Source organism: Oleiphilus sp. HI0123, assembly GCF_001635315.1.
In genome coordinates this window covers 1-5329 of record NZ_LWGE01001099.1, presented here as the reverse complement: position 1 = coordinate 5329, position 5329 = coordinate 1, and the positions used below count along the sequence as shown (strand labels likewise).

Here is a 5329-nt window from a genome sequence, read left to right as displayed (position 1 = left end):
TCAGCCATAAAACTAAAATAACTCGATCTCTGATTCCATCAACGAATCTTCCACCACGACCGGCTCACTAACAAAACTAATCTCTTCGGAAAAGAACTCCACTCCGATGTGAAAAGCACAAGCTTCCCCATCTACCTCAATATAACTGGAGAAGCGGGTAGGGCCAGGTTCAATCAAGTCGTTCAACTCAACACCAAAAGACGTCGTCGGCAGCCCCAAGGTAATCTCTTGCTCATGCGACATTAACTTTGTCTTCAAACGCCCGATCAACTGATTGGCCATTTCAGAGATCCAATCTTCCAGGGACTCCTCATCAACGACAGTGATGTTTGGTACCGGATAGGTCATAGCAAGTACAGTCATAGGCAGCTCAAGCGCAAGCGCAAGCTTGATTTCCATATCTTCAGAACCTGCATCGATAAGCGCTACCGGCGCATCTAACCAATCAGCCTCGTTAGCCGGTGACATGTTCACATCACAACTAAGGCTTGCCAGAAGCTCTTTCAAAGAGTCTTCATAAAGAACATGAATATGTTGTGCTACTTCTAGTGATTTCATAACGTTAGCTGTCTGCGCACCTTTCCATTTAAAGCAGGCTATCCCTAGGGACCACTTTCTGAGTTTAATATATTAATATGCGTCGAATAAGCTTAGACCAAGAATAATCACTAAGCCAAAGCACGCTTACAAAAATATCTCAAAATTAAGCGAGTTTAGTACTATAGTTTTTTCATGTAATAATTGTTTATCATTTTCGCGCTAAACAATCGAGCTAGCCCAAAAGCATACTCACAAGAACAACAAGGCAAACAATCTTGAGCGATAACGTACTCTCTTCTATCTCTTACTTGCATCAGTTTATTCGGTATAGCGAAGAGCAAAACCTGGAACTCAATTACTCACACATTACTAACACACTAGAAAAGCATAAGGGGCAGGACTTTATCCCCTTTAACGATTTCAAGGACTTTGTTCATGACATTTATAGTAAGTCCAGTTGTCCATGGCTAGGCCTTCACTTTGCCCAAAAAATTCAGCTTTCCAGCCATGGCAGCTTAGGTTTTGCCGTTTCTCACGGTATTGACTTAGGCGAATGCCTTGAGCTGATTAGCCGCTATTATCAAACCCGCTTGCAAGCCATCGGAATTAACATTCAAGTTAATGGCGAAGATTGCCTTTTAGAAATTAAAGAAACTTGTACATGGGAGCCCATACGAGAATTACTCTACGAAGTTTTACTCGCGTCTTTACTCAACGTTATAGAGTTTGTAATTGGCAAGGGCGTCGAACAGTGCACCGTTTGCTTCCCCTATAAGGCACCCGCATGGCAAGACAAGTACGTAGAGCTACTGCCTTGCTCTGTTCACTTTGACGCTAAGACTGCCGGAGTCACTATCCCAAAGTCTTTACTTAAGATCACCAGCGTTACGGCAAACCCTCGCTCTGTTGAACTGGCGCGCGCACAATGCGACGAAGAGCTTTCTCGTCTGAACCAATTTGATAGCCTTGAACAAAAAGTTGTCTCGCTTGTTGAACAGGCTCACGATTACTCTTTATCGATAGAAGAAATCGCGAGAAACCTGAATATGTCCAAAAGCACACTCGCGAGAAAGCTAAAAACAGAAAATACTTCTTTTAGTAAGGTCATGGCTAACTTACGAAAAGCTCAGGCAAAAAACTTACTACTGAATACCCAATCAAGCATTGAAGCCATTGCACTGACTCTAGGCTATGATGATGCTTCCAACTTTAACCGTTCATTTAAGCGCTGGTTCGATAGCTCACCATCGCAATTCAGACAAGCTCACAAACAGTCCTTATAAGCCAAGATCTAGTCTTTATTGAATCAAAATGACTACTAGTTGAGCCCAAATAACCTGTTTGCGCTAGTCACGCTCTCGTAGAATGGTTTTCATCAAAAGTGCCCACGCACCTAGATTAAACCCTATAAGAAAAACAAGAGAGCGTATTATGAACACTACCGTTTACCCTCAGCAAACTGGCGCATGGATCCGTAGCAAACGCTACTGGTACTTACTCTCTATCCTTACGCCAATGATTCCTTTAGCCTCCGCTTATGCTGCCGTTGAAACCGGTTATGGCCTTTGGCTTTGGTTTACTGTGGTTTTTCTTTACGGCATGCTACCTCTAGCTGATCACGTATTTGGTGAAGACCGCGCTAATCCAGACGACGAACTCGTTTCACAGCTCAAAGACCAAAGCTATTATGTCAATATTATGTATATTGCGACCGCCTTGCACTGGGTTTCTCTCGTTGGTATCGCCTTTGTTGTATCTCAATATAACTGGTCCTGGATCAATATACTCGGCGCTGCACTCAGTGCGGGTATTCTCAACGGCTTAGGTTTGGTTGCAGGTCATGAAATGGGGCATAAAGTGAAAGATAGAAAGCAAGTTGCCGCTGCGAAAGTCATGCTGGCTACCAGTGGTTACGGCCACTTTTTTATCGAACACAATAAAGGACACCACAAGGATGTTGCAACACCAGAAGATCCAGCATCTTCACGCTTTGGAGAGAATATTTACAAGTTTGTAAAAAGAGAGATTCCTGGTGCGTTTCGACGAGCCTGGGGGCTCGAAGCAAACCGCTTGCACCGTTTAGGAAAATCAGAATGGTCTTGGGATAACGAGATTCTGCAACCAGCAGCGCTCACCATTTCAGCCTATACCCTGATGCTTGCCTTTTTTGGCCCGGTTATGATCCCCTTCCTATTAATCTCGGCCGCTTATGGTTGGTGGCAGCTGACATGCGCCAATTATGTAGAACACTATGGATTACTTCGTTTGAAAAAAGAAAACGGCCGCTATGAGCGCTGCCAACCTCATCACTCCTGGAATAGTAATCACAAAGCATCCAACCTGGTTTTATTACACCTTCAGCGACATTCAGACCATCATGCGCACCCTACACGCCCATATCAAGTTCTTCGTGATTACGACGACGTCCCCTCTCTACCTTCTGGCTACCCGCTTATGTTTTTGGTTGCCATGATCCCACCACTCTGGTTTTCAATCATGGACAAAAAAGTCATAGATTGGGCTGGTAATGATATGGACAAAGTCAATATAGACCCAGACTCCAAAGAACTGGTCTACAACAAATATCACCAGCCACCTGTGAGTGATAAAGTCAGCGAAACAGCCGAAGCAGCTTAAGAGACATAAGGAGGTTTAGACCATGAGTCAATTTCAATGCCCTGACTGCGGCTATATATATGATGAAGCTAAAGGTGCCGAGCACGAAGGCTACCCCGCTGGCACTAAGTGGGAAGAGGTTCCTGAAGACTTTCCCTGCCCTGAGTGCTTTGTCAGAGAAAAACCAGACTTCATCGCCCTATAAAGCAATCAACTTACCCGGACAGAGCAATGCCCGGGTATTTCTACAAAAGGCCAAGCTTGATCTATATCAGCTTGGCAGCATAAATAATTTTATTTTAGAGCGAACCCGGAGCTCACACTCGTTCCCATTAATTCACCCACGCGATGCCCAGAACAACTATCACGTTTATCAAGCTGGCACATACACTAAGCAAACGACTGCAGCACCACCACACAACTGTTTACTGGTTTTGACGATCCGTGAACTAGAATTTGTTTAGGCCCTTTTCCTTACCTTTATTTCGCTTTCAATGCGCTCTAATCTAGGCTTGCAAATATTTCGCACAGCAATCGCAAAGGACAATTCACTATGCACCTACTCAACCCAAAGAAGTTTGCTCAAGAATAACCTGACAAAGAAACGCGCGACATCATGCTAAAGACTATCGACTTCTTTGAAGGGCTAGGGCTCGCGAAAACCAAAGCCAATTATGAGAGTCGACGCTGGTACACTGAGTTTCTTGAATTCAACAAGAAGGAACAGATTTTTGCCAAACTACTCACCCCAAAAGGGCTCGGAAAAACTCGCTTCCACGACTATCACTTGGCGTATGATAAATGCGACTTGCCCAACGTCAATATTTTCAAAAAGCAGATAGCCATCTTCAAAAAAATGCTCATGCTGGCCCGCCCAAATAAGATGCAAATTAAGGACATCGACTTTTTACTCATTGTCGGTGAGTTATTTACCTTGGTCGCTTACGGCCAGTTGATTTTAGAAAGCTGGGATCTGAATGAAATTGACGATGACCTAATTGATCAAATATTTGATTTTATGGTCAGAGACTTCTCAAAATATGCACTTCAACTTTACTCTAAAACTAGCAACACAAAGGTTCAGCAAGTTTTCTGTCAGCTGATGCTAAGCAAGCCAAAGGCTTATTCGAGGCGCTTTGAAAAAGTTCTGAACGACTTTGCCTATGCGAAGAAAGACAGCTATAAAATGAATTCTTAACTATTTTTGCTATACTAGCTTGGTCCGGTTTTTAATAATTCGGGCCAGCTAGTATTTTGACTCCGATATTTCTAAGGTAGAAATTATGCAGGAAAAAGCGAAAGAGATTCTTATCATCGGTACTTACGGTATCGATATATTTCACGGCATGGTCGACGAAATGGAACAACGGGGCTATTTGGTTTTTACCACGACCTCAGCCCAAATAGCCCAAGAATATCTTCAAAATAGGAAGTTCGATGCAATTATTATCAATCTTGAGCCTGACGGAAAAGGAAGCGTTGCCGAAAGCGGACTGCTAAATAAGTTTATTGAATCGCCCTTGCAAGCCAATGCGATTTGTCTGGGCGTGAGTGCTCACTACCCTCACTCCCTGCCAAGCGATAAGAATGAAAAACACCTACAAATTCTGGCGGGCTGGCTCACCCTACCAGTTAAAGCAAACGTGCTCGCTGACCACATTGTCGAGCTGATAGACTCTCCCCATAAATTTACGATTAAGGAAAAACTAACTTCCTTGTAGGCTTAATATTGTTTAGCGCGTATTTGATGCACTTCTCATTATTTTCGTTCTGGCGACTACTCAGCCTTAAAACTGACCGTTTATCGGAGACTTGATTACAAAGTCATAGCGTTTTCTTAAGCTATATCTATCGCCCCTTACTGTAATCGTAGGTAGAGCAATGCAATCACTTCAGCTGGTAGATAACTTCATCGCACAGTTCAACTTTGTCTGTGCTTACAGTGAAGAACAAAAACGTATAGCTTATCAAATACGTTTTAAACAGAGCAAAGAAGACTTTGACGGACTCACTCATGTTGAGCAGGTCATTGACCAATATGACCACAACTCGACACACCTGCTCCTTCAAGAGAATAGCAGCAGACAATATATTGCCTGCATACGTATCAGCCACTCAGTTGAAAGCTTATCAGCGCAACCCACCTTGCCCTGCCAAAGGGCAAACTCCTGCT

The 5329-nt window shown here is 43.5% G+C and carries 7 protein-coding genes; 6 read left to right on the top strand and 1 reads right to left on the bottom strand.

Annotated features, from left to right (window positions below; translation table 11 throughout):
- Positions 1 to 12: 12 nt before the first annotated feature.
- Positions 13 to 558: a hypothetical protein gene (locus A3761_RS10910; protein WP_068552932.1), complete on the bottom strand. Its 546-nt coding sequence runs from the start codon at positions 556 to 558 to the stop codon at positions 13 to 15.
- 257 nt (positions 559 to 815) lie between these two features.
- Here A3761_RS10910 and A3761_RS10905 point away from each other — a divergent pair, with 257 nt between their 5' ends.
- The 6 genes from A3761_RS10905 to A3761_RS10880 form a co-directional block, all read left to right on the top strand.
- Complete coding sequence (locus tag A3761_RS10905) at positions 816 to 1823, top strand: AraC family transcriptional regulator (RefSeq protein WP_068514159.1); 1008 nt, start codon at positions 816 to 818, stop codon at positions 1821 to 1823.
- Positions 1824 to 1971: 148 nt separating this feature from the next.
- On the top strand, positions 1972 to 3177 hold the full coding sequence (locus A3761_RS10900; RefSeq protein ID WP_068514162.1) for an alkane 1-monooxygenase: 1206 nt from the start codon (positions 1972 to 1974) through the stop codon (positions 3175 to 3177).
- Positions 3178 to 3199: 22 nt separating this feature from the next.
- The gene (locus A3761_RS10895; RefSeq protein WP_068509148.1) at positions 3200 to 3361 is read left to right on the top strand and encodes a rubredoxin; all 162 of its coding nucleotides are present in this window, start codon (positions 3200 to 3202) and stop codon (positions 3359 to 3361) included.
- Between the two features lie 411 nt (positions 3362 to 3772).
- The gene (locus A3761_RS10890) at positions 3773 to 4354 is read left to right on the top strand and encodes a hypothetical protein (protein WP_068509149.1); all 582 of its coding nucleotides are present in this window, start codon (positions 3773 to 3775) and stop codon (positions 4352 to 4354) included.
- 85 nt (positions 4355 to 4439) lie between these two features.
- Positions 4440 to 4877, top strand: a complete 438-nt coding sequence (locus tag A3761_RS10885; RefSeq protein ID WP_068553596.1) for a hypothetical protein — start codon at positions 4440 to 4442, stop codon at positions 4875 to 4877.
- Between the two features lie 160 nt (positions 4878 to 5037).
- Positions 5038 to 5329: hypothetical protein (locus A3761_RS10880; RefSeq protein WP_197473016.1), on the top strand; the 292-nt coding region annotated here is incomplete at its 3' end.